Here is a 24,439-nt window from a genome sequence, read left to right on the forward strand (position 1 = left end):
GAGGATAGACACACGCATGTCACATGCTGTCTATCCTCTTTTCAATTGTCATCTGTTCGCTTCTTCACTTTTACACTGAGCTTCGTTATATACTCTGCTTCATCTTTAGACATGAGCGAATGAAGTAAATACTCCTCAAATACATCTCCATCCAGCATCATGCCCTCTTTCTCGATTTCATCTAACAAATGCGAATAAGCAGATTCGATCTCATCAAATGTTCCTTGATTATACATCACCGCATAGAGCCCGCCAGGTTTTTTAACTGCCCCCGGGCCATCCATTCGGCAGAACAGCTGATCTGACTGATGATAGTGCCGCTTACGGAACTGCTCCTTTTTTAAGACAGAACCATTTGCCGCAGCCCCTTTTATGCCAACTCCCTTTAAAAATTCTCCTACAATACGTGATATTTCTTCTACAGGTGTATTGAAGTCGATCGGGTTTGATGCACTTAGTACAACGGGTTCTTCTGGCAGCTCTTGAAACAGGACCTCCCCTATTTTCACAGTTGCTAATTCATGTGTCGTCTCCATCACCCGCATAAGAAAAGCCTGGATGTCTTGAAGTTTTTCAATCTCTTGTTTGACCTTTTCTATTTGGTCGGCCGCTAGGCTTTGCAGTCTTTCGCGGGAAGGTTCTGTGAAATATTGTTTTAACTCTTTGATCGGAAATTGAACAGCCCGCAACGATTGAATCGCAATAAAATGGTCAAATTGCTCAAGTGTATAGTAACGGTATCCATTTTCGTGAACACCAGCCGGCTTAAATAAATCGATTTTATCATAATACAGAAGCGTATCTTTTTTGACATCAAATAGCTTGGCAAATTCTCCAGTGAAAAACGTTTTTTGCACATCATTGATCATGATGAAGGCTCCTTTCTTGACTATGGAGTAACTCCATCCTTTATCATAACATGCAGAAACAAACTACGCATGGAAAGGATAAAAAAATGAACAAAATAACTCAACATGAAGTAACATTAGCACAAGCAAATAAAGAGGACTTCCCTTCAATGAAAAAAGAGCTTCAGAAAGCTTTTACAGCTGGCGTGATCGATGCATTTGGCGATGCGTATGGTGGACCAATTCCTCCAGATGAAGTGATTGATGAATCTTTTCATTCGAATGAACACATTGTTTATCATATTATGCTAAATGGGGAAAAGGCAGGCGGCGTTGTGATCAAAATCAACCAAGAGACACATCACAACTCGGTTGATTTGCTATACATTTCATCATCCTTTCACGGCCGGGGCATTGGTCAGGCAGCATGGAAAGCCATCGAGGCGCAATATCCAGAAACGATTGTATGGGAGGTTGTGACTCCATACTTTGAAAAACGCAACATTCATTTTTATGTCAATAAGTGCGGCTTTCAAATAGTTGAATTTTATCACTTACACCACCCAGATCCAAACGCACCTCATGAAACAGATCAAGGCAATGAACCTTTAGCACCTGAGGAATTTGAATTTTTTAAATTTGAGAAGGTCATGAAGAAAAATTGTGCAAACGTAGGATAACATGTATTTCTTTAAAATAATGTTAAAAACACTACCTCATAAAAAGGTAGTGTTTCTTGAATCTTTCTAGCTTCTACTCTGACCGTCACCACACAGAAGCAGCTTAGTTGTCGTGAGTGCAGGAAGTCCCATTGGTCCTCTGGCGTGCAGCTTTTGCGTGGAGATGCCGATTTCAGCTCCATAGCCAAGTGCACCGCCGTCTGTAAAGCGAGTCGATGCGTTATGATAAACAGCCGCCGCATCAACTTCGTTTAGAAACGTGAGTGCATTTTTTTCATCTTCTGTCACGATGGCTTCTGAATGTTTTGTGCCGTATTGATCGATATGGCTGATTGCTTCCTCAATTGAATCGACTACCTTTACTGCAAGATCCAGACTTAAATACTCATCTGTCCAATCCACTTCTCCAGCAGGAACCGCGTTTGAAAAGTAAGACTCTGCTGCCTGGTCGCCATGTACAGTGACACGATGCTCCTGCAAAGCTTCATTTAATGAGGCTGCATTCTCTTTCAGCCAATCGCGATGAATAATCAGCGTCTCAAGTGCATTACATACGGCCGGACGATTCGTTTTTGCATTGATCACAATTTCAATGGCTTTTTTCACATTCGCGGTTTGATCAATATAGACATGACAGTTTCCTGTCCCTGTTTCAAGCACTGGAATAGTGGATTCTTCCACCACTGTTTTGATTAACGAAGCTCCGCCTCGCGGAATTAAAACATCGATCCATTCTTTTAGTTGAAACATCGCCTGAACCGATGAACGGTCTGTTTGTTCAATCAATTGCACCGCATCACGAGGAATCTTTGTTTGATCCAATGCTTCATGGATCACACTGACAATGGCTTTGTTGGAAGAAATAGCGGAGGAACCGCCTTTTAAAATCACTGAGTTGCCTGCCTTAAGGGCAAGGCCTGCTGCATCGACAGTGACGTTCGGTCTCGCTTCATAGATCATCCCGATCACGCCGAGCGGTACTCTTCGGCTTTTTACGTGTAAGCCGTTATCAAGAGTCCATTCATCCAATATTTCTCCAACAGGATCTGTTAATCTCGTCACGAGCCGCAAACTTTCAGCAAACTCATGAATTCTTTCTTCGTTTAACAGTAATCGATCCAAGAGTGCCTCTGAGAAGCCTTTTTCTTTCCCAGCATTTAAATCTTTTTGATTCTCCTGTAAAATGAAGCGGCTGTTTTGCTCTAATGCTTCTGCCATTTTAAGAAGCGCGTCATTTTTTTCCTCTGTCTGAAGTAAACTTAGTTTTTTTGAAACATGCTTTGCTTTTTTCGCTTTTTCTTTGACCGATGTGACAACTTCAGCTGTCAGTGTCATGGAATTCCTCCCTTTTGGTTAACAAACTGGAATCGATAAATCTAAATGACAAACAAATGCTTCAAGATCGACGACATGCACGATTTCATCTTGTAACAAGTCACTCTTACGGGCGAGTTCATCTGACGCATAATTCACAATACCAAGCCCTATTTCTCTTCCATCTTGATCTAAAATACGGACCACATCGCCTTTTTTAAACGAACCTTTCACATTGACAATCCCATCAGAATCAAGGCTTCCCTCTCGGTGCATGAGGAATTCCTGTGCTTTCTCTTGAACCACGATCTCACCCTTTGGTCCAGAATGAAAGGCAATCCACTGCTTCTTATAGTTGAGCGGCGCTACATTTTCGTCAGCGGTAAAATAAGTGCCGTCCTCTGTCCCATTGATCGCTTTGTCTAAAATGCCAGGCGTATCTGCTTTTCCTAAAAAGCCGTTGATCCCTGCGGCCATTGATATTTTAAAGGCATCGAGCTTTGATTTCATTCCGCCTGTACCTACGCTGCTCCCTGCGTCTCCAGCAGCTGCTTCGATGTCTTCTGTGATGTCTGTCACTTCGAGAATTCTCTTCGCATTTGGATTAGTATGAGGATTATCTTCATACAAGCCATCAATATCAGATAAAATGGCAAGGAAATCCGCATCAATGAGTCCAGCTACTTTTGCAGACAATGTATCGTTGTCTCCAAACTTCAACCGATTGATCGTCACTGTATCATTCTCATTAATAATTGGGATGATGCCTCGATCCAATAACACGTTCATTGTGTTACGCACATTTTGATAGCGCGTTTCATCAGAAAAATCACTTCTTGTGATTAAGAGCTGTGAGGCAATATAACCGTGTGATAAAAATAAAGTAGAATATGATTCCATTAAAAGCCCTTGCCCAATTGAGGCAGATGCCTGCTTTTCCGGCAGTGTTTTGGGTCTATCAATAAATCCTAGTTTTCGGTAACCAGCTGCAACCGCACCAGATGAAACCAAAATGACTTCGTGTCCTTCATCTTTGAGTTTCACAATTTGATTGACGAGGTTTTCTAGTTTTTTCAAACTAATCTCACCTTGAAAGCTAGTAAGAGAGCTGCTTCCGATTTTCACAACAATTCGTTTTCTCTCTTTATCTGCGTACACCTAATCACTCCTGTACCTGGGCTCTATTTATATAGATACTTTTTGTTTTTGCTGATTGCTTATCTCTTTTGATCGATTGGCGGCATGTTTGACAGCCTGCTTGATCGCTTCTCCTCCGCCAAAATCATCTAATGCATTCAGTCCTGCAGCAGTTGTTCCATTTGGTGACGTAATTTTCTCTCTTAAGACAGAAGGATTTTCCTCTGTTTCTTGCAGCATTTTTGCCGCACCGAGGAGTGTCTGCGCGCCAATTTGGCGAGACAATTCCTTTGATAAACCTGCCTCTTCTCCTGCTTCTTCGATTCTTTCCATTAAGAAATAAAAGTAGGCGGGCCCGCTTCCAGCAATTCCAGTGAAAATATCCATTTGCTCTTCCTGAATGGTATAGACTTCGCCCATTTCAGATAAAAGAGCCTGGCTTATACTCATATGGTCGTTTTTCACGTAACGTCCAGCAGATAAAGCAGTCGCTGACGCCCCGATCGTACTTGAGGTATTTGGCATAACCCTCATAACAGGCTGGCCTTCATGCAGCATGTCTTCAATATACGATAGCTTAACACCTGCAAGGACAGACATGATGAGCTGATCTGGCTGAATATGAGGTTTTAATGATTCAAGTGCTGCTTCAGCATCCTTTGGCTTCATGGCCAGGATCAACATATCCATTTCTTCAAAAGGAAATGAATCCATTGCGGCTGTTTGGATTCCGTATCGTTTCGTTAGTTCATTCAATCGAAGTTGATTTTGTCTGTTTGTTGCGTAAATTTGGCCTAGTGGCATCTGTCCTGATCGCACAATCCCTGCAATCATTCCTTCCGCCATAGAACCTGCTCCAATGAAAGCAACTTTCTTTTGATCAATGATATCGATCCTCTCCCTTGTTCGCTTTTTGTTCGTGTTTTTCGCACGTTAGTAATCGTAACATGATGAGAAATCGTGTCAAGAAAGAGCCAGCGCTTTTCAAAAGTCCCGAATGCATGGCCGGCAGCTTGCTGCAAGTATGTTAGCCGTGTTTTTCAAATACAGTGATTTAGATCAAAAGAACTATGATCATTTGAATCATAGGACCCTTTCGTTCGACTTGATTCACCATTTTATTTTTGGTTTCGGTGACTTCAATTCTATTTTTTAGAAAGCGCTCTCATTTTAATGACTTTCTATTTTCCTATATGGTGAATGTGCTTGAATCTTTCGATTAGACTATTGACATATTTTAGAAAACATGTCCGTTGAAATGATATTTTACTGGTGATACCGTGAAAGAGAAATCATGTGAAAAAGGAGCGTTCATAATGAAAGTGAAAGAAAACTATGTCAATGTGATTCCAATGAAAGAAATCCGTTCTACCGATGACCTTCTTTTCCCATTCCCTATTTACAATGAGCTGCGTGCAGAGAGTGATATTAGATATGATGAGACAAGAAAGTGCTGGGATCTCTTTCGATATGCGGATATCCAGTCTGTTCTAAAGCAGCCTAAAGTGTTCTCTTCACAGCGAGGAAGAAGCACGTCTAAAACAAGTATTTTAACGATGGATCCTCCAAAACATACAAAGATGAGAGCGCTTGTGAATAAAGCATTCACCCCAAAAGCGATCAAGCAATTAGAAGATAAGATCAAAGACCTGACACATGATCTATTAAATCAAGTCAAGGATCAACGTACGTTTGATATTGTGCAAGATTTAGCAGCTCCTCTGCCAGTGATGATCATTGCTGAGCTTCTCGGTGCAGAGGTGCAGGACAGAGAGCTGATTAAAAAACATTCTGATGCCCTTGTGGCAGGTGCTAAGGATGAATCAAAAGAAGCCATTCAGGCTGTAGTAGATATGCAGAAACGTGCTGAAGAGGAGCTGTCCGTTTATTTTGCTCATTTGATCAAAAAAAGAAAAGAAACACCTGCCAATGACTTGATCTCGCTTCTCATTCAAGCAGAAATTGATGGAGAGCGTTTAACCGAGAATGAACTGCTTGGCTTTTGTATTCTATTACTCGTTGCAGGCAATGAGACAACGACCAATTTAATAACCAATGCCGTACGACTACTGACAGAGCAGCCGCATATTGCTGAATCAGTTCGGCAGGACCCCTCTCTTATTCCTCAATTGACTGAGGAAACGCTGCGGTATTATCCGCCTGTTCAAGCCATTGGCCGAATCGCCGCAGAGGATGTTGAAATTGCAGGCGCGCACATTGAAAAAGGAGACTACCTCATCAGCTGGGTTGCTTCAGCAAATCGGGATGAACAGAAGTTTGAAGATCCAGACACGTTCCGGCTTGACCGGAAATCAAATCCGCATATGAGCTTTGGGTTTGGCATTCATTTTTGTCTCGGTGCACCGCTTGCCCGGCTTGAAAGCAACATTGCGCTTGACGTTTTACTCCATACGTTTCAAGACATCACCTGCGTGGCAGATCAGCTAAAACCTATACAAAGTACGTTTGTTTTTGGGGTAAAAGAATTTCCTGTACAAGTCACCCGTTATTAAAAGTCCCTTTTCAGGGGCTTTTTTTCATTTTCTTCAATTCATCATCTCTTTCTTACCTTCCTTCTCCGAACATGCTAAAATAAAATCCATACAAAGTGATAACGGAATGCAGAAAGGAAGCCGAAAACTCATGACCGATTATACAGCGATGAAAGACGGAATATTCAAATCAGTTTGTTCGTTAGATTGCCCGGATCAGTGCGGTCTTTTAATACATAAAGAAAATGGAAAGATCGTGAAAGTGCAGGGAGATCCGGACCACCCTGTCACACAAGGAAACATATGCAACAAAGTGCGTAATGTCACAGCCCGTTTATATGATGAAAAAAGACTGACCACTCCTTTAAAACGTGTTGGCCAAAAAGGCGAAGGTCAGTTTGCACCAATTACGTGGGAAGAAGCCATTGAAACCATTCGGCAAAAATGGACAAAGCTGATCGAAGAAAAAGGACCAGAAAGCATTCTGCCTTACAGCTTCTATGGAAACATGGGCAATCTCAACGCAGAAGGAATGGACCGCCGCTTTTTTTATCGTCTTGGTTCAAGTCAGTTAGACCGAACGATCTGTCAGTCTGCGGGAACGACTGGCTATAAATATACAATGGGTGCAAGCATTGGGACAGATCCTGAAGACACCATTCATACGAAACTATTTATCTTTTGGGGCATCAATGCCGTATCGACCAATATGCACCAAATCACCTTGGCACAAAAAGCACGAAAGCAAGGAGCGAAGATTGTTGTAATTGATGTTCACAAGAACCAAACCGGCCGGATGGCAGATTGGTTCATTCCGCTTCGGCCTGGTACTGACAGTGCGCTTGCCCTTGGCATCATGCACGTCCTTTTTAAAGAGGAACGTACAGATGAAGCCTTTTTAGAGGTTTACACGGTCGGCCATAAAGAGCTGCGCGAGCATGTAAAGCAGTATGATCCAGACACAGTTGAGCGCATCACAGGTGTCCCGAGGGATGACATCATTACACTTGCGAGAATGTACGCTGAGACATCACCCTCTCTCATTCGCATTGGGAATGGTTTACAGCACCATGATAATGGCGGGATGAGTATTAGAACCATCTCCTGCCTCCCTGCCCTGACTGGTCAATGGCTGCACAAAGGCGGCGGAGCGATGAAATCAAACTCTTCTTTTCTCAGCTATAATGAAACAGCCCTTCAGCGGCCGGATTTATTAAAAGAACGCACGCCTAGATCATTCAATATGAATCAGCTGGGCAGCGTGCTGACAAGCGCAGAGCCTTCCGTTGAGTCTCTCTTTATCTACTCGTGCAACCCAGCGGTTGTAACACCTGAAGCGAATAAAGTCAGAGAAGGTTTGCTGAGAGAGGACTTATTTACAGTGGTTCATGATTTATTTCTAACAGAAACAGCGGCGTATGCAGACATTGTCCTGCCGGCGACATCAGCCTTTGAAAACGAGGATTTCTATACATCATACTGGCATCATTATATTCAAATTCAGGAGCCCGTAATTGAACGCTACGGAGAAAGCAAATCCAATACTGAAGTATTCCGCCTGCTTGCCCATGCGATGGGCTTTGAAGATGAAGCCTTCCGCGAGACAGATGCTGAACTGATGGAACAAGCTCTTCATCATCCAGAAAATCCGCATTATGAGGACATTTCATACGAAGCATTAAAAGAAAAGAAATGGATCAAAGCAAAACGTGGACCCTTCCAGGAATTAAAGCTTCAAACCCCAAGCGGGAAAATTGAGCTTTATTCTGAACAAATGAAAAAAGACGGGTATCCAGCACTTCCAACCTATGTGCCCCTTTATCAGGAAAGCGATTATCCGCTTACCTTTATACCGGGACCGAACCATAATTTTCTGAATTCCACCTTCTCACTTCATGAAAAGCATCAAAAGCTTGAGAAATTTCCGAAGCTTCACATGAATGAACAGGATGCAAAGGAAAGAAAAATTGAAGATGGTGACATGGTGCGTGTGCTAAACGACCGAGGAGAGTGTGAGCTTGTCGTGTCAGTCGGTCAAAATGTATTATCTGGTGTTGTGGTCAGTCAAGGATTATGGGCAGATCAAAAAGGCAAAAAGCATTTAGTGAATGGGTTAACACCTGATCGATTGGCAGATATGGGCGGCGGCGCGACGTTCTTTTCTGGCAGAGTGGAAGTTGAAAAATTATCATAGAAAAAAGCCAGCCATTTTTTGCTGGCTTTTTTCATATGCTTTTATCGAATCATCAGCTGATTCGTCATGACATTCGCACTTCCGTTGCTTCGGTAGCCTTCTACAGTTAATGCTGTTTCATACATTTTTCCCATTGGCATGCCTAAGCTTTCCCATTTTTTAAAATGCTCACTGACGGAGACAGTTCCGCTTGTGCGTTTTGTTTGACGTACACTCCAATATTGTTTGAAGGTAGCGTCTCCAATGATAGAAGGCTGATTGACACGGAGCGTTTCATATATGTCATATGTGCCTCCATCGGCATAAAATGATCCTTTATACGTCCCTGTTGGACGATATGTGCCCCATGACTCAACAATGTAGTATTCAGCTAATGGAGATTGTGTCCAGCCATAGACACATAAATAGGAATTCCCGCCCGGGTTAAAGGCTGCGTTGTAGTTGATGGAGATGTTGCCAAGTTGATGATGAGTTTTAGTGGAATCAAACTTCTTTCCTTTTCGAAATAAAGCATTTCCGATATTGTTCCAGCTTGCACTAAATGCCCCGCCGTTATTGAGTGTCATCGAGGTATTTCCGTAATCCTTCCATAATTCAAAATCGTATCCGCTGTGTGTCCCTATCCTATTATCATAAATCGTTTCCGCATGAGCTGGCACAGCCGTCAGTGTCAGCACAAATCCAATACACATCACAAACAACAGCCTCATTCTTTTCAAATTCATTTTCCATCCCTCTCCTTTTTTCATCCGTATTGTTCTGTCATCCCTAAGATGAAAAACCCATCACCTCCTTTCATGCAGCCCTTTCTGCTAGATGGAACGATACTGCTCTAACCCGGCATGGATGTCTTTTGTTTGTGTATAAATCCTTTGATACAAATGAAATAGATCGGCATATACTTCTGCATGCTGCTGCTCTGGCTCATAAACAGCGGCTTGATGGATCAACTGATGTGCACATACTTCAAGTGACGGATACCATCCGCATCCAGCCGCGGCAAGCATCGCTGCACCTAAAGCAGGCCCTTGTTCATTGTCTAACTGGATGACTTCAGCCTGAAAAATGTCTGCTTGCATTTGAAGCCAAGTCCGACTTCTCGCACCGCCGCCAATGGACACAATAGAATCTATGTTTTTTCCTGCCTGCCGGAATAATGCGATAGATTCATTTAGCGAAAAGGTAATCCCCTCTAACACAGCTCTGACAACATGTGCCCTTTCATGCCTGCTGTCTAATCCAATCAAGCTTGCGCGAATGATCGAATCCGCATGAGGTGTTCTTTCCCCGACTAAATAGGGAGTAAAGAGCAATCCTTTCGCTCCTGGCGCTACATGAGCCGCACCTTCTAAAAGTGATTGGAACGATTCCTCAGGAGCCAGTAAGTGTTTTGCCCAGTTAAGACTATATCCTGCTGAAAGGGTGACACCCATTGTGTAAAAAGCGTCTTTTTTTGCATGATGAAACAAATGTAAATTCCCTTGAAGCTCCCTTTCATGATCCTCTTCGTAGGAGAGAATCACCCCAGATGTGCCGATGCTGCATAACGTGCGGTCAGAGGACAAGATGCCAGCACCAATTGCTCCGCAAGCATTATCTGCCCCGCCGGCAAAAACCTTCGCGCCTTCTTTCATCCCAACATCACGTGCAATGTGCGGCAAAAGTGTACCAACCTCCGCCTCTGATGTGACAAGCGGCGGGCAAATATGAGGAGAAATATCAAATGCCTGACAAATCTCCTCACTCCACGTCTGTTCACCGATATTTAACAGCAAAGTGCCAGCCGCATCAGAATAATCAATATGGACAGCGCCAGTTAAACGAAATCTGACATAATCTTTTGGGAGTAAAAACATGTCGATTTGCTGATCAATATGTGGTTCATGTTCCTTTACCCATAATAATTTTGGCAGTGTGAATCCTTCTAACGCCTGGTTTTTTGTGATCTTTTGCAGCCGGTCTCCCAGCTTTTTTGTAATATGTGCACATTGTGCTGTCGTTCGTGTATCATTCCATAAAATTGCAGGGCGGAGCACTTCGCGAGATTCATTTAATAGAACTAATCCATGCATCTGGCCGGAAAAGCTGATGCCTTCTACTTGTCTTGAATGAACAGGCTGCTTTGCCATCAGTTCTTTCATCACAGCCATTGTCTGGTTTACCCAATCCTCGGGGTGCTGCTCACAATATCCAGGCTTTTCTTGAATGAGGCGGTACGGCTTAGAGGCTTCGCAGCACACCTTCCCGCTCTCATCCACTAATATCGCCTTGACCCCGCTCGTTCCAAGATCAATTCCCATCACATATTTCATGTTTTCACTCCTTCAAAACAGGTCAGCCCCTTCAATTAATCTTCTAACAAGTATTGATTTAAACGGGCTTTCAGCTGTTCCTCTCTTCCCGATTCGTTTCTGATCAAAGGATGTTTCAGCGCATATTCTTCTAACGTATGAAAGTTTGCCTTTCCTTCTGAAATATCACGTCCAATTCCTTCAGAAAAGCTGCGATACCGGTGCTTTATGACATCCTCAAACACACGGTCTTCTATGAGTCTATGAGCGACGCGCAGTCCTTTTGCGAATGCATCCATCCCGGCAATATGGGCATATAAAATATCTTCAAGTTCAAAGGAAGCTCTTCTCACTTTTGCATCAAAATTAAGACCGCCAGACCCTAGACCGCCATTTTGCAGAATTTCATACATGGCAAGAGTTGTGGCATACAGATCGGTTGGAAATTCATCTGTGTCCCATCCAAGAAGCGAATTGCCTTGGTTTGCATCAACAGAACCGAGCAGCCCATGTATTCTTGCGACACGTAATTCATGCTCAAACGTATGGCCGGCCAGTGTCGCATGATTGGCCTCAATATTTAATTTAAAATGGGAATCTAATCCGTATTGTTTTAAAAAGGCGATGGATGTCGCTGCATCTGTGTCGTATTGATGAGTGGTTGGCTCCTTTGGCTTTGGTTCGATTAAAAATTGGCCAGTGTACCCAATTTCTTTTGCATAATCAACAGCCATATGCAAGAAAGCCGCCATGTGATCAAGCTCTCTTTTCATATCTGTATTGAGCAGCGTATCGTACCCTTCTCGTCCACCCCAGAAAACATAATTTTCTGCACCGAGTTCTTTGGCGGTTTCAATGCCTTTTTTGACCTGTGCGGCCGCATAGGCAAAGACATCTGCATGACAAGATGTCGCAGCGCCGTGTACAAATCTAGGATGCTTGAACATATTGGCCGTGTTCCACAGCAGCTTTACTCCGCTTTGCTTCATGTATTCTTTCATTCTTTCTAAAATAATGTCTAATTGTTGATTGGTCTCTTGAAGCGTCTCCCCCTCTGGCGCGATATCACGGTCATGGAATGAAAAATACGGAACATCCAATAGGTCAAAAAGCTGAAAAGCGACTTCCAATCTAGCTTTTGCTAAATCCATTCCGCTATAAGAGTCCCACGCTCTTTGCATCGTGCCAGTTCCAAACATGTCTGTTCCATCAGCAGTTAATGTATGCCAATAAGCGACTGAAAAACGCAGGTGGTCTTTCATTGTTTTTCCGCCAATCACTTCGCTTGGATTATAGTATTGAAAGGCGAGTGGATTTTTTGATTGTTTTCCTTCATATTGAATTTTGCCGATTCCTTCTAAGCTGTATAACGTTTTCATATTTGATTTGGTCATTCTTCATTCCTCCTGAGTACACTTTGTAAGTTGATTCAACAAACTAATGATCAATCTATGAGAAACTCACTTTGAATTTTCCATATTTTTTAGTTTTTTAGAAATATTTTCGTTATAATAAAGTTAAAATCATCTTTCTTACTAAATACATGTGAAAAAAAGCAGCTCTTCTCAACTTAATCTAAAGACGAAACAAATGGAGTGGATAAAGTGGATATCGCTGATCAGAACTTTGTAAAAAAAATAAATCAAAAACTATTATTAAAAGAAATTCTCCAGCATGCGCCCATTTCGAGAGCAAAATTATCTGAACGCACTGGATTAAATAAATCGACTGTTTCCTCTCAAGTAAGTACGTTAATGAAAGAACATCTTGTCTATGAAATCGGTCAAGGTGAGTCTAGCGGCGGGAGAAGACCGGTTTTACTGATGTTTAATAAACGTGCTGGCTGTTCCATCGGAATCGATGTCGGCGTTGATTACGTCAATGGCATATTAACTGACCTTGAAGGGTCTATTCTTTACGAAGAGCAGATCAAGCTCCCACCCAGCTCTCCTGAGGTCACAATACGTAAATTAATTGAATTAATACAGCAGCTTATCACACAAATGCCCTCTTCCCCATACGGGCTCATTGGCATTGGCCTATGCATACATGGTTTAGTGGATGCAGGTGAACAAATCGTGTTTACGCCTCATTCCAAATGGAAAAACGTTGATCTGAAAACCACGCTCCAAGACACATTCCAAGTACCGATCTTCATTGAAAATGAAGCAAATGCCGGTGCATATGGTGAAAAAATCTTTGGTGCCGCTAAACATTATGACCATTTGATCTATGCAAGCATCGGCACTGGCATCGGGATCGGAATCATCATCGATCATCATTTATACAGAGGGGCGTACGGCTTTTCTGGTGAAATGGGACATATGACAATCGATTTTAACGGACCGACATGCAGCTGCGGGAACCGTGGATGCTGGGAATTGTATGCTTCTGAGAAAGCCTTGTTTCAGTCTCTTCAAACAGATGATCAGCACATCTCCCATCAAGACCTGGAACAGCTGGCCAAATTAAATGATATGAAAACGCTCAATGCCCTGCGCAACTTTGGTTTTTACCTTGGGGTCGGTCTCACAAACGTCCTGCATACCTTTAACCCGCAAGCCATTATTTTAAGAAACAAAGTGATTGAATCACATCAGGCGGTTCTACATGTAATTGAGGAGGAGGTATCCTCGCGAATGGATACGCAATTCAGCTCACATGTAGAGCTGCTCCCTTCATCATTAGGACACAATGCACCAGTATTGGGGATGACATCTCTTGTCATAGAAGCTTTTCTGCAAGATGCCACCCTCACAACCTGATCTATATATTTTTCAAAAAGAGGCAGCTCGTAGCGAGTTGTCTTTTTTATTCGTCTGTTTCCTCATAGCGAAAATAGTGAAAATCAGCAGGAAGACGCTCGCCGCTCGTATCTTGGCACTGCATACCGACAAATGCCCCTGTAAAAAACCCCCCACCTCGAATGAAATCATCGGATAAATGGATGGATTCAAGCGGTACATCAATTTCCTTCCACTCTTTTTGATCAAATGAATAAGAATATTTATATGTCTCTTTTCGAACGGTCACTTTTAAATAGACATAAGTGACCTCGTCAGGAATGATGATTTTATGTGTCAATGGCTGAGAAAAGGCAAGGTTTTGACAGACAGATAGTTCAAGCGTGCGGCCAAGTTCCTCATCATATGTCACCTGGAGTGCTGTCCAGTTTTCCGTATTATAATAATTCACAAGACCAGCTGATTGCTGAAAGTTTTCTGGGAAGAACGAAACAGCTGTCTCTGCTTCAAAATAAAAGCTTTGCCAGCGTCTTGCAACAAATGCTTGGGTAAACTTAGACGTTAAAGATTCGTGGCCGAATAACCTTAAATGCTGAGGTTTCTCCGTTAACGAACCAATCTGATCGGTAAACGGAATTCTTAATGTTTGAAAGTGTCTATTTAGAGTTGATTCTTTAAATTCATCGACTGTATGATAGGTTGGTGCAAAAACCTTTTCTTCGATCTTTGGCGCTTCAACCTCTAGCGTCCCCTCTTTTCCGCCTACAACATAAGGCCAGCCATCCTTCCATTCAAGCTTTTGTATCGCTGTTTCTCTTCCTAAAGGGCACCACCCTCTCTGTTGAAAAATAGATTCCTTGCTTGATTGAATCGGGCGGCCAGTGAGATGAGCGAGATACCATTCATTTGTATGCGTTTGAACGATTGAAGCATGCCCGCATTTTTGAAGCGGATGTTCAGGCATATGAAAGGCACTTAAAATCGGGTTATCAGGATGAACCTCATAAGGCCCTTCAATATGCGAGGACCGGGCAATCGTTGCTGCATGCTCATACCGGGTACCTCCTTCTGCCGTTAATAAATAGTAGTAGTCACCAATATGATACAGATGCGGCGCTTCTGTCAGTTTAATCGGTGTGCCTTTAAAAATGACCTTCCTTTGACCGATGAGCTTCTTTTCTGCCACACTATATTCCTGCAAGGCAATACCTGCAAACGAATGATGCTTTTCCCTATGATCCCACAGCATATTTAAGACGTATTTCTTCCCGCTGTGATCATGGAATAAAGATGGATCAAAGCCGGAGCTGTTGAGCCGGATCGGTTCACTCCAATCGCCGTCCACCTCACTTGCCGTGACCAAATAATTATGACCGTCTTTAAATGGGCCATCCACTACTTTGATATCTGAATAAATAAGCCAAAACTGCCCATCAGCATAGCTTAAGCACGGCGCCCATACCCCGCCAGAGTCAGGATTTCCCTTCATATCCAGCTGCGACGTTTTTTGCAAAGGACGCGCAGCAAGGCGCCAATGGACGAGATCCTTTGAATGATAAATTTGCACCCCTGGAAACCATTCAAATGTAGAGACAGCCATATAATAATCTTCTCCTACACGGCAAATACTTGGATCAGGGTTAAACCCTTTGAGCACTGGATTGGTAATCTTCATTGAACTTCCTCCTCTTTCAGAGACCTACATTTTAAAATCGTCCATATGATCGATATACACTTTGTCTCTATTCTCAAGCTCCCGTACGACTTTTTTATGTTTTTCTTCGTCTAGGTTATAAAAATTAATATCCACCATCGCTAAAATCAGTAAGCATACAGGAATCACCGTTGTCGTGATTAAAATGCCCAGTAAAGCTTCTGGTGTTTGCAATTGGTTCGCAACATAGCCAAAGCGATCGAGTACAAGCCCTGGCACAATCCCGCCTAATGCCATCCCAAATTTAAAGAAAAATCCGATGATGGCATAGATGAGCCCGCCCATTCTTTTTCCTGTTTTATATTCGCCATATTCAACGGTTTCAGGAATGAGCGCCCACATGTAAGCACCGGCTGTAATACTCCCTGCAGCTGCGACGAGCCTGAAAACAAGTATTAAAGTGATTTGACTCGGCGGTATCACAAGTAATGCAAGAAGACCTACAATATTCAGCAATAATGAATAATTCAGCAGCTTTTTCTTTCCTAACAGCTTGTGCAGTTTTGGAATAAACGGCAGCACCATTAATGCTGGCAGACTGCCAATGAGTCCGTACCATTTCACTAAATCTTCTCTACCGAGGTTATACGTCACATAATAGATCCCAACAGAGTTACTGATCGAGTTCACGCCAAAAATAATAATAAAGAAAATGCTTAATACAACAAGCGGACGATTGACACGTAACTGCACAAAGATATCACTGAACTTAATTTTTTCCTCCGGCTTTTGAAGCGTGACACGTTCATTTGTGCTTTTAAAACAGAAAATAAGTAATGCACCGCCAAGAACGCCGAGAAAAGCCATCGTCATCTGCCAGCCGAGGGCTGTATTTCCTGTTTTATCGCTCAAAAAAGTCGCAAGAAAAGGAACAAAAAAAGCAACAACTAGACCTCCGAGATTAGCAAAAAGCATACGAACAGACGTAATACTGACAACCTCTTGGTTATTTCTTGTCATTGCGGATGTTAAAGCACCATAAGGAACATTGATGAATGTGTATGTAAGCGATAAACCAACATACGTGATGTAGGCATAAACGAGTTTACCCATTTCAGAAAGATCAGGTGTTGTAAAGCAAAGGATAGCAAGTACCACAAAAGGAAACGCACCGAATAACAAGTAAGGTCTAAACCTGCCAAAACGGCTGTTCGTTCGATCCACCAATGCACCAATAAACGGATCTGCAAGCGCATCAATGGCGCGGACAACTAAAAACATCGTCCCTGCTGCCGCCGCTGATAAACCATACACATCTGTATAAAAAAATAATAGATACGTAGAGACAGTTGCATAGATTAAGTTACATGCGAAATCTCCTGAAGCATATCCCACTTTTTCAGACATACGAATCTTTTTTAAATTCTCACTTACCATGAGCTTTCTCCCTTCTTCTCTTAGCCTCTTCTAACGAACAGATGATGGAGGGCAGCAGCAGTCAATGCAAAGAATATAAAGCGCTTTCAATTTGTTGTAAAAATGAAGCTGAACATCTGATCCTTTCAGCTTAGCCCACATACACAGCAAATGATTTGAATGACGGAATCATCCCCTTTAATGGCCGGCTCATCACTTGGAATTCATCTTAGTTTATCGACTAAACAAACTAAGATGAATTCATTTTATAAAATCTGATCTGACTTTTCAATATTTTTTGAAAAAATAATCCAAATAATTGATTTCTTGTCATTTTTCTGCTGAAATGACGTGAAAAACTGAAATGAATCATTTAATGGTTGCAATTCAGCTCATCCCATGCTATATTTATCAAGCGATGAGCTGAATTGTGTAAGTCGGGTAACATGTCTCCTTGAGACACACACGAATGTGGCGTGTGGTTATTCCGCCTCAATACGCAAAAGACATCTTCTCAGGAAGATGTCTTTTTTATTATCCTATTTTTGTCCCATTTTCAACAGGCTCATCTGTGGCTAGTAAAACCACGTCTTCTTTTGACGGCATGCCCCCTAAGACAAGCACTTCTGATTTGAACCCTGCAATTCTTCTAGGCGGAAAATTGACGACTGCTACGATTTGTCTGCCAGTGAGACTCTCAGCCGTATAACGTTTTGTCAGCTGAGCACTGGATTGCTTTAGACCAATCTCTTCACCAAAATCAATCTTGAGTTTCAATGCAGGTACTCTTGCCTCTGCAAAGAATTCTGCTTCAATGATCGTCCCAACACGAATATCTAACGCCAAAAACTGTTCAATATCTGCCATCTGATTCTCTCCTTTCATTCAAGGGTAGGTACATTTACTAGGTTCATCTATTGTTTTTTCATTGTAGCACATTCATTTCGTAAAAAAGTGAGTCAAAAAGCCGATTCACCGCAAAAACCACCCTTTAGTTTACATAATGTTTTTATCGTCGTGTATTAAATGTTTGCATCCTGAAAATGAATTCAGTAAAATGGCAAATAATCCTACTGCTTCCTCCCAAATATTTTGGGGAGGGGTTAACACTTGTTTACATTATCAGATATGTGGACATTTTGCTGGTCGTTTTTCGTCATTCTTCCTATCGTTGCCATCCTGCATCAGCTTGGCCATATTATGGTCGCATGGATGTTTGGCGCAAAGGTTTCTTTTGCTCTTGGCAGAGGCAAAAAAGTATTGAAAATAGGCGTTGTTGAAATTAGACGAATCTATTTTCTAGATGCATTTTGCCATTATGAAGAAATGAGGAAAAATAACCGATTCTCGCACATTCTTGTCTACCTAGGCGGATCATTATGCAACCTGCTCAGTGTTCTCATACTGAATACAATGATCGCCAATGATATCCTGCCAGAACATCAATTTTTCTATCAATTTGCTTACTTCTCAGTCTACTATGTATTTTTTGCACTGCTGCCAGTCCAGTATGCAGATCATCATCCGAGTGATGGGCAAGCAATTGTGAACATCATTCGGCACGGTGAACCATGTGACATCATTGATTAACAGGATGGCTTCCCACTGTCAATTTGATAATGAATCGTTAAAAAGGGAATACCGAATAGCTTCATTTGATGAACCGCTGTGAGACTTTTATCTGTCTCCGGCTTCATATGAAAGCTTTCTTCCATTGGCAGTTTCATGGTGATAAAAGGCGTATGCAAATACAATCCTTCGTCACCGGTACTGCCTTTTGGACATGCACTTTTTAATAGAAAGTCTTCCTTTTCATTAAAAGGTTTTAAAATGGCGGTCAGCTGAGAATATGGAAGCGGCAGCGCAATATTCATATAGCCCGCAGCTGCATCGTGATGATGAGCATAAAGTGCAAAAAAGACCTGCTCTCCTTTTTCGTTATAACGAATCCACGCCCTGACATTCTTTCGCCCTTCTTTCGGATGTTGAAATGTAGTCAGACGCCCCTTCATTTTATAAGGTATACGAGGTGCCCCCAAATAGAGCTGGCCTATTTTCTTAAACATGGGCTGAAGTAAAAAAACAAACGGCCTCACCCACCAATGAAAACAGACTGCTGCTTTTAACGTAAACGCCATCGGATTCTCATAAAACCTTCGAATCACAGGTGACACCCTATCAGCTGAAAATGTCGTTCCATTTAAATCATCAAGTGAATCGACTAAACCGAGGTTCTCTCGATCACCCATTCTTTCCTTTTGAAAAGAGATCAAATGAAAACGGCCATGCACTTTTGATATCGGAAAGTCCTTCTGCTTCAATTGATCCTTTGGCCCTTCGATCAGCCATCCAATCAGACCTGGTAAAATAACAAAAAAGGCATTAATACTGCCATGAAACCAAATCATCTGATCAATGCTGATGTAGGTCACGCGCATGAGCATCCCAGCGGAATAAAGAAGAGATAGCACGATCGTTCCCATTAAGACGCAGCTAGAAAACACAATCAGCACTTTTGCCACAGTCGATCGAAACCTTGTTTTCATACAAAGAATACCGTACAAGTAGAGTGCAATGACATATAGCGTGACGCTGAACGTATCAAATAGACGAGAGAAGCTAATCCCAACAGCAATCATCACAGGCGACAGCAAAATCACCCAGCCTGCCGCTTTGTATAAAGCTGTCTCTTTTTCTCGATGTCTCCCTAATAATCCATAGAAAAGCGGGATAAAAAAAGCCGAGTAATGAAAATGAATAGCGGTCAAAAGCACGATGATTGGTGAAAAGGTCATCACCTGTATATCTGCCGTGTAGAGCCAAAACCACAGTCCGCCCAAAGCGAGATACATCCATGCACCATCCGTCATCAATTCATGAAGCGGAAAGATTCCCCTTTTCAGCAAACGAGTAAAGCCATATAACGCCAAAAGAATCGTATACAAAAACCATCCCGATGCAAACAAGGCAGAATGATAGATAAATGCAGCCGTTGCACAAAGAGCAGCTAATGGAAAGGCTTTCATTAAAAAGCCGAGCAGTATCCCCGGCTTATTCTCACTCTCTTCCTTTACAAAAAAGGCTAAAACTGCAGGAAGGTAAAACAGAATGGCTATCAGTACAAATAACTCTGCTACCGGACCTGTCATCAAACGGGTGGCGATAAAACAGCACATGAAGACGAGGCTTGATAACAAATGCCATTTATTCATCATGAGACATCACCCTTTCAGTAAACCGGCCTTTATATGTAAAAAGGGTCCCAAACAGTCGATTTTTCACATGCACATCAATGGTATACTCACCCGTGTGCTCCTCATAGCCTTCTGTGACATCTGACACACCGTAAAGCCATGAAGGCAGCGGCCACTCACGTCCTAACATCAACAGCTTCTGCCGGCCGGATTGAATGTGAAGGAACCCATGCTTTGTTACTGTAAAATGAAGCTCTGACATAAGAAGTCTAGGCTTTCCAAAATAGTCTAGTACTTTATGACTCTTCTCATCAATGATCATATCTGCATCAAAGTGCCGTTCCTTCTTTGGGAAATAAAACGTACGAAACCAGTGCATGCCTTCCTCTCCCTTATTTGTCATAAAGGGTTTATTCACAATCCGGAAAGGAATGTTTTTTCCTCTCTCAGGGAAAAAACAGCGAAATAGTGGACCAATTTTGAAGAAAAATCGAATGAGCCTCGTTCCGCCGCCTATTTCTTCCATAGTGCCTTCAGCGGTAAACGCACGGTTGTATCTCTCTTTTAATTTTGGATGAAGCTTATCGTATTCCTTTACTTGATGACGATGAACGACCATGTCTATCTCCCCTTTTTCGTTTGATCGAAAATACGTCTATACAATCTTTTAAATTAATCATTCCTGCAATGGATAGGATCAAAAATGCACTCATCACAAGCGGCTCATGGAGTGTCGTTTGGGGGGATAGGATCCCGATACAAAGCATCATCAGCAGAAACACACTTTGAAGAATGAACAAATATTTCTTTGATAGCTTAGGTATCAGCCATGATACGCCTATAAGGGCATAAAACAACCGAAATCCGGTGCTATGATCAAAAGCAGAATGTGAAAAAGGGATAATCGCTTGACATAGCCAGACGATGGCAAACAGCAAACAAATTCCATAATGGGCAAGTGTTCTCTCCAGTAACAACCGAGGGTGCGTACCCTTTTCAAGCCACGTCTTTAGTGCGCCAAAACTAAAGGCCGTCATAAACCCCATCATCGGGCGAAAAAGAAATCGATCTGCCCACGCCCATCCTTTTCCTTCTTTCGGTTCATAATCAAATTGCGTTTGAAACACAATATGATCGTTCGTTTTCACATATTTCCAATAGCCGCCGCCTTCTTTGATAAAAGACAACGGGTGTGACGATTTGAATTTAAGCGAGGATGCCCGTTCATTCCGTTCATCCATCATTCTTGTTCGATATGCTCCTGTCCCTGTGACACTTACACCAAATCCAAGATGCTTTTCATACAAAAAGGTTTGGGGCTGTTCATCTTGAGGTCCATTTAATGAAATGGTTGAAAAGCGCAAATCCCACTGTTCATGAAGCTTTGGATTTTGCGTATATTCCCATACTTTCTCTAAAGGTGCATGAATGGTTGTTTCCACATAAACAGGCTTTCTTTTCATCTGCCTCTACTCCTCTATGTGAATTATTTCACATAATAAGCATACCATGTTTCACAAAACTGTCAAATCTTTATTCGTTTTTCTCGCAAAAAAATGGTTCCAGAAGAAATGCTTTTCTATGATATCAGTTCACTGTAAAAAAAAGACCTGTCAAATAGACAGATCTTCTTTTTGCAATACACCTGTGATATAGAGCCGAACCGCATAGCTCACACTTTCTTCAAGCTGTTCTTTTCGTTGAAATCCCTTTTTATTAGAAATATCACCAAAGCCGTGCAGTAAACTTCTCAGTCCTCTGACGACATGCGTCATTTCTTCTTCTTTTACACCAAAGCGTGACATAATGGATTGAACAAACTGAACAAGGCGCTCTGCTGCAAGTCGTACTTCTTTTTCGTTCATATGTGAAAAGGCAGCTTCATAAAGACCGGGGTGTGTTCGGACAAATTGCACATATTGTCTGGCAAAGGCTAAAACAGCTTCTTCTTTTTCCAGCCCCTCTGTGACTTGCATCCCTTGCTCACAAAGCATGGAGAGCCCCTTTACTGCGAGTGCTGCCTGAATCTCATGAAGGCCGGATACGTGATTATAAAGAGAAGGCGGCCTGATATTCAGCTTTTTAGACAATGTAGCAATAGTCAAAGCGGAGAAGCCCTCTTCATCAACAAATGCAGCCGCTGTATCCATAATTTTTTCTTGTGTAATTCCCATTCTTGGCGACACGGTTTACTGCCCTCCTTTTATTAGCTGGTGCTGTCTTTTTTTAACGGCAGCTTGAAGCTTTTCATGAGGCTCTATGATAAGGTCACCATGTCCTGCAGCAAGACAGGATATGCGCAGCGCTAGTAATTTTTCAGCGCTTTTTAATGCGGTTTCTGCATCCCATGTGGCAAATGCCGGGAACGGGAAGCTCCACCGAAACTCACCCGTAACCGATAAGCCTCCTTTTGTCACAAGTGCATCCCCTGCAATGACAGCTCCTGACCTTTCATCGTATAAAGAAATGCTGCCAGGTGTATGCCCTGGTGTTGCAATCACTTTGAGCGCCCCAATCTCATCTCCTTCTTCGACTAGTACATCTGGTTTTGTATGAATATTTTTCATAAAACTGCCTTTAATTTTTTGCTGAGGTTCATCAGGGAGCAAGGAAAAGTCACCTTCAAAAAGGCGTGCATCACGTTTTGATAAATAGACAACTGCCTCTGGAAAAGCCTTCTTCACCTCATCTAATGCGCCGATATGATCCATATGGCTATGAGTGAGAATAATCTTATGAATTGGTTTGTTCTTTTTACGGGCAAATTCGATGATCGAGTTCGCCGCCATTTTTAAAGCAGCATCAATTAAGATGAGTCCTTCCTCTTCCTCAAATACATAGCAATTTACCGGAAATAATCGCGGCATCAATGTAAGCTGGTGCAGACGGTCAAAAGTTGTTAATCTCATGATTGCCCTCCTAAAACTAATATCGTTAGTTTTATATTAACTAATGGTATTAGTTTTAGCAATGATTTTTTCATCAACCGCAATATAAATATCAATTTGTGCTTCTTTTGGATCAATAGATCTTTCATCATACCATTCAAAATCACCTGTATAAGTGCGGTATTGACGCTGATCCCACGTCCAAATCTTGAGCCATGTTTCAAGCACGACCTCTTCAATCGGTCCTTTTCTCGTTTGAAATCTTGCGTAGGTGGACGCAGGGATCTCTTTTACATGTTCGATCTGCTGATCCGCGAACTCTCCAGCTGTAAATAAATAAGAACCATGTTCATCTTTTTCATAATCTGAATACAGCCCTATGACTGGAGCTTGTCCCCCATATAGCTGCTGCGCAAAAAAATCCTGCCAAAGCGGTGCAATCTTCCGCTCTTTTGTTTTCTCTATTTCATTTGTTGTTCGAATAGACAACCCTTTAATCCATTGTTTCTCTAATGTGACGATATCGTACATACATTCTCATCTCCTTTTCTCCCATCATATAAAAAGAAACCTGACAACTGTGTGTCAAGTTCCTAATCGCTTCATAAATTGTTTTAATTGGAGATCAAATGCTTCCTTGATATGCTGCGGTGAAAGAATGTCGACGTCCGGTCCTAAATGGAATAGAAAACTGTGCAGCCAATCATCTTGCGGCACGGTCAATGCTGCCAGATAGGTTCCGTCTGAACATACGATCAATTCGTTCTCATCCACCCATTCCTTCACTTTGCCAACTGATGCTTCCGTTAGCCTGAGCGTGAGCGTTGTGACTGAAGGCTCTTCATGCCAAGAGTCATTCCAAGGCTTCTCGTCATTTTTGATTCTTTTCGGCCTGAAATATGCTGAAATGGTGATGAGGTCTGTCATTCTGGTCAGCTTGAATAGACGAAAATCATTTTTCACACAACAAAACGCATACAAGTACCAATGCCTTCCTTTTAAGACAAGCGTATAAGGCTCCACTTTACGTGGAAGTGTTTCACCTTTTGCGTTGCGATAAGTGAATTGAATGAATTGATGCGCGGAGGCAGCTGTATGGATCAGCTGAAGCTTCTTTTCTGCCTGGCTGTCTTTCCCCCATGAGCTTAAATCAATAAAGACATGGTGCTGTTTCTCGCTTTCATCGGTATGTGGCGAAATGAGAGATTTGATTTTTTTCAGTACATGTTCACTTTCTTTAAAGGAGTATGCACTCGTCATGCTTTCAAGGGCTGTTAAAATAAGCTCAATGTCATCATCGGTAAATAATTTTTTCTCTAAACGATAGTCGTCAACAAGTGAAATGCCTCCGCCTGCTCCTTGTGTTGTCACAACAGGAATCCCGGCTTGATTGATGGTCTCAATATCGCGATAAATCGTCCTTACGCTCACTTCGTGAAGTTCAGCAAGGTCTTTCGCTTGTACTTGCTTTTTGCTAATGAGCAGCATCACAATAGACAAAATACGATCGATTTTCATGCCTTTTCCTCTTTTTCATAAATGTAGGTTTTGATTTGATAAAAAATGAAAGAATGGTAAAGATAAGAA

Annotated in this window: 22 protein-coding genes; 5 read left to right on the forward strand and 17 right to left on the reverse strand. The window is 42.1% G+C overall.

Going from position 1 to position 24,439, the window contains the following annotated elements; genetic code table 11:
* Positions 1-41 precede the first annotated feature (41 nt).
* Positions 42-869, reverse strand: a complete 828-nt coding sequence (locus tag AAZR19_RS13005; protein WP_224426449.1) for a MerR family transcriptional regulator — start codon at positions 867-869, stop codon at positions 42-44.
* Between the two features lie 86 nt (positions 870-955).
* On the opposite strand from AAZR19_RS13005, the gene AAZR19_RS13010 reads away from it, so the two are divergent.
* On the forward strand, positions 956-1,528 hold the full coding sequence (locus AAZR19_RS13010) for a GNAT family N-acetyltransferase (RefSeq protein ID WP_434703431.1): 573 nt from the start codon (positions 956-958) through the stop codon (positions 1,526-1,528).
* 66 nt (positions 1,529-1,594) lie between these two features.
* Here the strand turns inward: AAZR19_RS13010 and AAZR19_RS13015 are convergent, their stop codons facing one another.
* From AAZR19_RS13015 to proC, 3 genes are read right to left on the reverse strand one after another with little or no spacing between them, the layout of a single operon-like run.
* On the reverse strand, positions 1,595-2,863 hold the full coding sequence (locus tag AAZR19_RS13015; RefSeq protein WP_434703433.1) for a glutamate-5-semialdehyde dehydrogenase: 1,269 nt from the start codon (positions 2,861-2,863) through the stop codon (positions 1,595-1,597).
* An 18-nt stretch (positions 2,864-2,881) separates the two neighbouring features.
* Positions 2,882-4,000 (reverse strand): glutamate 5-kinase, encoded by a 1,119-nt coding sequence (gene proB / locus AAZR19_RS13020; RefSeq protein WP_434703435.1) that lies wholly within the window; start codon positions 3,998-4,000, stop codon positions 2,882-2,884.
* Positions 4,001-4,027: 27 nt separating this feature from the next.
* Positions 4,028-4,825 (reverse strand): pyrroline-5-carboxylate reductase, encoded by a 798-nt coding sequence (proC, locus tag AAZR19_RS13025; RefSeq protein WP_229137052.1) that lies wholly within the window; start codon positions 4,823-4,825, stop codon positions 4,028-4,030.
* Positions 4,826-5,295: 470 nt separating this feature from the next.
* On the opposite strand from proC, the gene AAZR19_RS13030 reads away from it, so the two are divergent.
* Both AAZR19_RS13030 and AAZR19_RS13035 read left to right on the forward strand, forming a co-directional pair.
* Positions 5,296-6,492 (forward strand): cytochrome P450, encoded by a 1,197-nt coding sequence (locus AAZR19_RS13030; RefSeq protein WP_218677514.1) that lies wholly within the window; start codon positions 5,296-5,298, stop codon positions 6,490-6,492.
* Positions 6,493-6,622: 130 nt separating this feature from the next.
* Positions 6,623-8,665: a molybdopterin oxidoreductase family protein gene (locus AAZR19_RS13035; protein WP_434703438.1), complete on the forward strand. Its 2,043-nt coding sequence runs from the start codon at positions 6,623-6,625 to the stop codon at positions 8,663-8,665.
* Positions 8,666-8,706: 41 nt separating this feature from the next.
* Here the strand turns inward: AAZR19_RS13035 and AAZR19_RS13040 are convergent, their stop codons facing one another.
* From AAZR19_RS13040 to xylA, 3 genes are all read right to left on the reverse strand, one after another.
* Complete coding sequence (locus AAZR19_RS13040) at positions 8,707-9,390, reverse strand: glycoside hydrolase family 11 protein (RefSeq protein ID WP_041109430.1); 684 nt, start codon at positions 9,388-9,390, stop codon at positions 8,707-8,709.
* A gap of 87 nt (positions 9,391-9,477) precedes the next feature.
* Complete coding sequence (gene xylB, locus AAZR19_RS13045) at positions 9,478-10,977, reverse strand: xylulokinase (RefSeq protein WP_226014554.1); 1,500 nt, start codon at positions 10,975-10,977, stop codon at positions 9,478-9,480.
* Positions 10,978-11,012: 35 nt separating this feature from the next.
* Positions 11,013-12,350, reverse strand: coding sequence for a xylose isomerase (gene xylA, locus AAZR19_RS13050; protein WP_024428359.1), 1,338 nt, complete (start codon positions 12,348-12,350; stop codon positions 11,013-11,015).
* A 210-nt stretch (positions 12,351-12,560) separates the two neighbouring features.
* Here xylA and xylR point away from each other — a divergent pair, with 210 nt between their 5' ends.
* Entirely contained in the window at positions 12,561-13,721 is a 1,161-nt protein-coding gene (gene xylR / locus AAZR19_RS13055) for a transcriptional repressor XylR (RefSeq protein ID WP_024428358.1), read from the forward strand.
* Positions 13,722-13,767: 46 nt separating this feature from the next.
* Here xylR and AAZR19_RS13060 read toward each other — a convergent pair whose 3' ends face one another.
* The 3 genes from AAZR19_RS13060 to csaA form a co-directional block, all read right to left on the reverse strand.
* Positions 13,768-15,375 carry a glycoside hydrolase family 43 protein gene (locus tag AAZR19_RS13060; RefSeq protein ID WP_434703441.1) on the reverse strand — a complete coding sequence of 536 codons (1,608 nt, stop codon included), beginning with the start codon at positions 15,373-15,375 and terminating at the stop codon, positions 13,768-13,770.
* 24 nt (positions 15,376-15,399) lie between these two features.
* On the reverse strand, positions 15,400-16,791 hold the full coding sequence (locus tag AAZR19_RS13065) for an MFS transporter (protein ID WP_326349581.1): 1,392 nt from the start codon (positions 16,789-16,791) through the stop codon (positions 15,400-15,402).
* Between the two features lie 513 nt (positions 16,792-17,304).
* Complete coding sequence (gene csaA, locus AAZR19_RS13070; RefSeq protein WP_041109443.1) at positions 17,305-17,637, reverse strand: chaperone CsaA; 333 nt, start codon at positions 17,635-17,637, stop codon at positions 17,305-17,307.
* A 243-nt stretch (positions 17,638-17,880) separates the two neighbouring features.
* Between csaA and AAZR19_RS13075 the strand changes: the two genes are divergently transcribed.
* Complete coding sequence (locus tag AAZR19_RS13075) at positions 17,881-18,360, forward strand: hypothetical protein (protein ID WP_024422662.1); 480 nt, start codon at positions 17,881-17,883, stop codon at positions 18,358-18,360.
* Here AAZR19_RS13075 and AAZR19_RS13080 read toward each other — a convergent pair.
* The 7 genes from AAZR19_RS13080 to AAZR19_RS13110 form a co-directional block, all read right to left on the reverse strand.
* A complete protein-coding gene (locus AAZR19_RS13080) occupies positions 18,357-19,982 on the reverse strand; it encodes a YndJ family protein (RefSeq protein WP_434703571.1) in 1,626 nt (541 codons plus the stop codon). The genes AAZR19_RS13075 and AAZR19_RS13080 overlap by 4 nt on opposite strands.
* Positions 19,975-20,583: a DUF4166 domain-containing protein gene (locus tag AAZR19_RS13085; RefSeq protein WP_087975911.1), complete on the reverse strand. Its 609-nt coding sequence runs from the start codon at positions 20,581-20,583 to the stop codon at positions 19,975-19,977. Before AAZR19_RS13085 ends, AAZR19_RS13080 begins: the two co-directional genes overlap by 8 nt.
* The gene (locus AAZR19_RS13090; protein WP_434703444.1) at positions 20,546-21,427 is read right to left on the reverse strand and encodes a hypothetical protein; all 882 of its coding nucleotides are present in this window, start codon (positions 21,425-21,427) and stop codon (positions 20,546-20,548) included. Before AAZR19_RS13090 ends, AAZR19_RS13085 begins: the two co-directional genes overlap by 38 nt.
* 150 nt (positions 21,428-21,577) lie before the next feature.
* Entirely contained in the window at positions 21,578-22,150 is a 573-nt protein-coding gene (locus AAZR19_RS13095) for a TetR/AcrR family transcriptional regulator (RefSeq protein WP_076841062.1), read from the reverse strand.
* Positions 22,151-22,153: 3 nt separating this feature from the next.
* The gene (locus AAZR19_RS13100) at positions 22,154-22,873 is read right to left on the reverse strand and encodes an MBL fold metallo-hydrolase (protein ID WP_434703446.1); all 720 of its coding nucleotides are present in this window, start codon (positions 22,871-22,873) and stop codon (positions 22,154-22,156) included.
* 36 nt (positions 22,874-22,909) lie between these two features.
* On the reverse strand, positions 22,910-23,383 hold the full coding sequence (locus tag AAZR19_RS13105) for a GyrI-like domain-containing protein (RefSeq protein ID WP_434703448.1): 474 nt from the start codon (positions 23,381-23,383) through the stop codon (positions 22,910-22,912).
* A 54-nt stretch (positions 23,384-23,437) separates the two neighbouring features.
* Positions 23,438-24,370, reverse strand: coding sequence for a helix-turn-helix transcriptional regulator (locus tag AAZR19_RS13110; RefSeq protein WP_434703450.1), 933 nt, complete (start codon positions 24,368-24,370; stop codon positions 23,438-23,440).
* Positions 24,371-24,439 lie beyond the last annotated feature (69 nt).

Origin of the sequence: Bacillus sp. Je.9.29.b (assembly GCF_051129925.1) — a bacterium.
GTDB lineage: Bacteria > Bacillota > Bacilli > Bacillales > Bacillaceae > Bacillus > Bacillus safensis.

Excerpts from the sequence above, each read along its gene's own strand:
- AAZR19_RS13005 (WP_224426449.1), bottom strand. The coding sequence starts at position 869 with ATGATCAATGATGTGCAAAAAACGTTTTTCACTGGAGAATTTGCCAAG.
- AAZR19_RS13010 (WP_434703431.1), top strand. The coding sequence starts at position 956 with ATGAACAAAATAACTCAACATGAAGTAACATTAGCACAAGCAAATAAA.
- AAZR19_RS13015 (WP_434703433.1), bottom strand. The coding sequence starts at position 2,863 with ATGACACTGACAGCTGAAGTTGTCACATCGGTCAAAGAAAAAGCGAAA.
- proC (WP_229137052.1), bottom strand. The coding sequence starts at position 4,825 with ATGGCGGAAGGAATGATTGCAGGGATTGTGCGATCAGGACAGATGCCA.
- AAZR19_RS13030 (WP_218677514.1), top strand. The coding sequence starts at position 5,296 with ATGAAAGTGAAAGAAAACTATGTCAATGTGATTCCAATGAAAGAAATC.
- AAZR19_RS13035 (WP_434703438.1), top strand. The coding sequence starts at position 6,623 with ATGACCGATTATACAGCGATGAAAGACGGAATATTCAAATCAGTTTGT.
- AAZR19_RS13040 (WP_041109430.1), bottom strand. The coding sequence starts at position 9,390 with ATGAATTTGAAAAGAATGAGGCTGTTGTTTGTGATGTGTATTGGATTT.
- xylB (WP_226014554.1), bottom strand. The coding sequence starts at position 10,977 with ATGAAATATGTGATGGGAATTGATCTTGGAACGAGCGGGGTCAAGGCG.
- xylA (WP_024428359.1), bottom strand. The coding sequence starts at position 12,350 with ATGACCAAATCAAATATGAAAACGTTATACAGCTTAGAAGGAATCGGC.
- AAZR19_RS13060 (WP_434703441.1), bottom strand. The coding sequence starts at position 15,375 with ATGAAGATTACCAATCCAGTGCTCAAAGGGTTTAACCCTGATCCAAGT.
- AAZR19_RS13065 (WP_326349581.1), bottom strand. The coding sequence starts at position 16,791 with ATGGTAAGTGAGAATTTAAAAAAGATTCGTATGTCTGAAAAAGTGGGA.
- csaA (WP_041109443.1), bottom strand. The coding sequence starts at position 17,637 with ATGGCAGATATTGAACAGTTTTTGGCGTTAGATATTCGTGTTGGGACG.
- AAZR19_RS13080 (WP_434703571.1), bottom strand. The coding sequence starts at position 19,982 with ATGAATAAATGGCATTTGTTATCAAGCCTCGTCTTCATGTGCTGTTTT.
- AAZR19_RS13085 (WP_087975911.1), bottom strand. The coding sequence starts at position 20,583 with ATGGTCGTTCATCGTCATCAAGTAAAGGAATACGATAAGCTTCATCCA.
- AAZR19_RS13090 (WP_434703444.1), bottom strand. The coding sequence starts at position 21,427 with ATGAAAAGAAAGCCTGTTTATGTGGAAACAACCATTCATGCACCTTTA.
- AAZR19_RS13100 (WP_434703446.1), bottom strand. The coding sequence starts at position 22,873 with ATGAGATTAACAACTTTTGACCGTCTGCACCAGCTTACATTGATGCCG.
- AAZR19_RS13105 (WP_434703448.1), bottom strand. The coding sequence starts at position 23,383 with ATGTACGATATCGTCACATTAGAGAAACAATGGATTAAAGGGTTGTCT.
- AAZR19_RS13110 (WP_434703450.1), bottom strand. The coding sequence starts at position 24,370 with ATGAAAATCGATCGTATTTTGTCTATTGTGATGCTGCTCATTAGCAAA.